The sequence below is a fragment of the Jatrophihabitans sp. genome (genome assembly GCF_036389215.1).
In the GTDB taxonomy this organism is placed as follows: domain Bacteria; phylum Actinomycetota; class Actinomycetes; order Mycobacteriales; family Jatrophihabitantaceae; genus Jatrophihabitans_A.
This window is the reverse complement of the sequence record NZ_DASVQG010000038.1, coordinates 1-3,011: the sequence shown is the minus strand read 5'-3', so window position 1 is coordinate 3,011 and position 3,011 is coordinate 1. Positions and strand designations below refer to the sequence as shown.

At 69.1% G+C, this 3,011-nt stretch carries 3 protein-coding genes; 2 read left to right on the top strand and 1 reads right to left on the bottom strand.

What is annotated here, in order from left to right:
- The coding region (locus VF542_RS01715) for a MarR family transcriptional regulator (protein WP_408649976.1) at nucleotides 1–572 on the bottom strand (572 nt) is incomplete at its 3' end.
- 255 nt (nucleotides 573–827) lie between these two features.
- On the opposite strand from VF542_RS01715, the gene era reads away from it, so the two are divergent.
- Both era and VF542_RS01705 read left to right on the top strand, forming a co-directional pair.
- On the top strand, nucleotides 828–1,742 hold the full coding sequence (gene era / locus VF542_RS01710; protein WP_408649977.1) for a GTPase Era: 915 nt from the start codon (nucleotides 828–830) through the stop codon (nucleotides 1,740–1,742).
- Between the two features lie 2 nt (nucleotides 1,743–1,744).
- The gene (locus VF542_RS01705; protein ID WP_408649975.1) at nucleotides 1,745–2,965 is read left to right on the top strand and encodes an MFS transporter; all 1,221 of its coding nucleotides are present in this window, start codon (nucleotides 1,745–1,747) and stop codon (nucleotides 2,963–2,965) included.
- Nucleotides 2,966–3,011 lie beyond the last annotated feature (46 nt).

The following is a 3,011-nucleotide window of genomic DNA, read 5'->3' as shown; positions in this document are numbered from 1 at the left end:
AACCAGTGAGTCTCGATTCCACCAGGTCCCGGATAGTGCCCAAGCCACCAAGAGATCGCACCGGCGCGATCAGCCACCTCCCAACCATGTTCGCCCCGCACCACCAAGCCTCGGTCGACGAGCCGGTTGAGCGCCTTTGAGACCGCCGCCTGACCGACGCGGGCAAACTCGGCGATCTCGTCCTGTCTGGCTCGGCCCTCGAGGGCGAACAGGACGCGCACAACGGAGAACACGCCCCGGCCCGGCCGGCCCGGGGACCGCCTCGGCGCCTGCGCCGGGCCGGCCGAGCCCAATCGCAATGTTCGCTGCGCGAGTCGAAGCTTGCCGGTTCCTTCGTCGGTCACCACAGACCAGCCGGCTGCCCAGGCGCGTTCAAGCGCTTCGACCGTGATGCTGTGGGCGACTAGAAGGGCGTCGCGCTCGGGCGCAGGTTTGATGTCGCGGGTCCGAGCCACACGTGGAATGGTCAGGACGAAGAAGATCTCCGAGTGGTCGTCGTCGGTCAGTCGTACGTGCTCCCTGTCGATGGGCAGCACCGCGACGCCGTTTTCTTCAAGCACCGTGATCCACACCGGATCAGCATATTCCAAACACCGATCTGAAATCGTTATTTGGAATGTTCCCAAGGCAGCGTCATTTGCCGTGGGCCGAGCTCGGCTGCCTGGTCGAGTGCCTGGTCGAGCGTAGGGCAGGCAGCGCTTTGACCCCGAACCGCGGGCACGGCGGATCTCCTCTGGGTGTACGGGGTGCACCGGCTCCCGGCTGCGAGGGCGGTCTGCCCACCCGTGGCTGCCAGCACCCGGCCGGGCTGGGAGAATACCGGTGTGATCGAATCGAACGCCAGCTACCGCTCTGGCTTCTGCGCGTTCGTCGGGCGGCCCAATGCCGGCAAGTCCACCCTGACCAACGCGCTGGTCGGCTCCAAGATCGTGATTACCAGCGACAAGCCGCAGACCACCCGCCGGGCCGTTCGGGGAGTGCTCAGCCGGCCGGACGGCCAGCTCGTGATCGTCGACACCCCGGGCCTGCACCGGCCCCGCACGCTGCTGGGCCAGCGGCTCAACGACGTGGTGCACGAGACGCTGGCCGAGGTGGACGTGGTGGGTTTCTGCGTGCCGGCGAACGAGAAGATCGGCCCCGGTGACCGATTCATCGCCACCCAACTGCAGGCCCTGAAGGCCCCGGCGTTCGCGATCGTCACCAAGACAGACACCGTCGGCAGGCAGCGGGTCGCGGAGCAGTTGCTGGCGGTCAGCCGGCTCGGTGAGTTCGTCGAGGTGGTGCCGGTGTCCGCCCGCGCCGGTGACCAGGTCCAGCTGCTGGCCGACCTGCTGATCTCGCGGCTGCCCGCCGGCCCGCAGCTCTATCCCGATACCGTCACCTCCGATGAGAGCGAGCAGAGCCGGATAGCCGAGCTGATCCGCGAGGCGGCGCTGGCCGACGTCCGTGACGAGCTGCCGCACTCGATCGCGGTCACCGTGGAGGAGATGAATCCCCGGGAGGGCGGCTCGGCCGACGGCCGCCCGCCGCTGATCGACATCTTCGCGACCCTGCACCTGGAACGCTCCAGCCAGAAGCCGATCATCCTGGGTAGCGGCGGCAGCCGGCTGAAGCGGATCGGCATCGACGCCCGCCGCGGCATTGAGGAGTTGCTGGGCCGGCGGGTGAATCTGAACCTGCACGTCGCTGTGATGGGCGAGTGGCAGCGCGACCCCAAGAAGCTCGACCGGCTCGGTTTCTAGACGTGCTGAACCGCTATCGAGCCGCGTTCTCCTCACCGGGTGCGCTGGAGTTCTCCGCCGCCGGGTTCCTGGCCCGGATCACGCTGGCGATCTACCCGATCGCGATCGTCCTGATCATCTCCGGGCGTACCCATTCCTACGGCTACGCCGGCGTCGTCAGCGGCAGCTACGTGGTGGGCGGCGCGTTCGGCAATCCGGGCGCGGCGGTGCTGGTCGACAAGTTGGGGCAGCACCGGGTGCTGCCGTGGTTCCTGATCGCCCACCTGCTCTCGACCGGAACGTTCGGTGCGCTGATCACCGTGCACGCGCCGCTGTGGACCCTGCTGCCGCCCGCGGTGCTGATGGGCGTCACCATGCTCAACGTCGGTGCGCTGATCCGGGCCCGGTGGTCCTACATCTGGCCGGGCGACGGGCCCGAGCGCTCGACCGGCTACTCGGTCGAATCCACCCTGGACGAGGTGGTCTTCGTTCTCGGGCCGCTGGTCGCCACCGTGCTGGCCCTGCACACCCACCCGCTGGTCACCCTGGGACTGGCGCTGTTGGTGATCAGCGCGGGCACCGTGTGGCTGGCGGCGCTGCGGTCCACCGAGCCGCCGGTCCGCCCCCGGGCAGCGGGTGAGCGGCACGACTTCGCGCTGCGGTACCGGGGGATGCCGCTGATCACCTGGTCGATGGTGTTCATGGGTGCGGTGTTCGGCAGCGCCGAGGTCACCATGGTGGCCTTCTGCGGCCAGCACGGCCACCGGGCCAGCGCCGGCTGGGTGGTGGCGAGCTTCGCCGGCGGCAGCGCGGTGTCGGCGCTGTTCTACGGCGGCCGGCACTGGCACTCATCGCTGCTGCGCCGGTTCGTGGTCAGCGCCGTGCTGTTCGGCGTGATGCCGTTCCTGTACTTCGCGGCCACCAGCATTCCGGTCCTGGCGCTGTGCGCCGGCGTGATCGGGCTGGGCATCGCGCCCACCCTGATCGGCGCGTTCGGCCTGGTCGACCAGATCGTGCCGGCCAACTCGCTCACCGAGGGGCTGACCTGGATCGGCACCGGCCTGTCGGTCGGCTACGGCCTGGGCGCGGCGGTGGTGGGTGGCATTGCCGACCGGCACGGGGCCCGGTTCGCGTTCTCGCTGCCGGTCGGCTGCGCCCTCGCCTCGGCGGTGTTCGCGTTGCTGCTGGCGGCCCGGCTGCGCACTGCCGTACCAGGTGGCAGCTCAGTGGTTCGGGTCAGCTGACCGATCCAGAGCGGCGCTTTCCGTCCATCCGCGATCTGTACTTGTC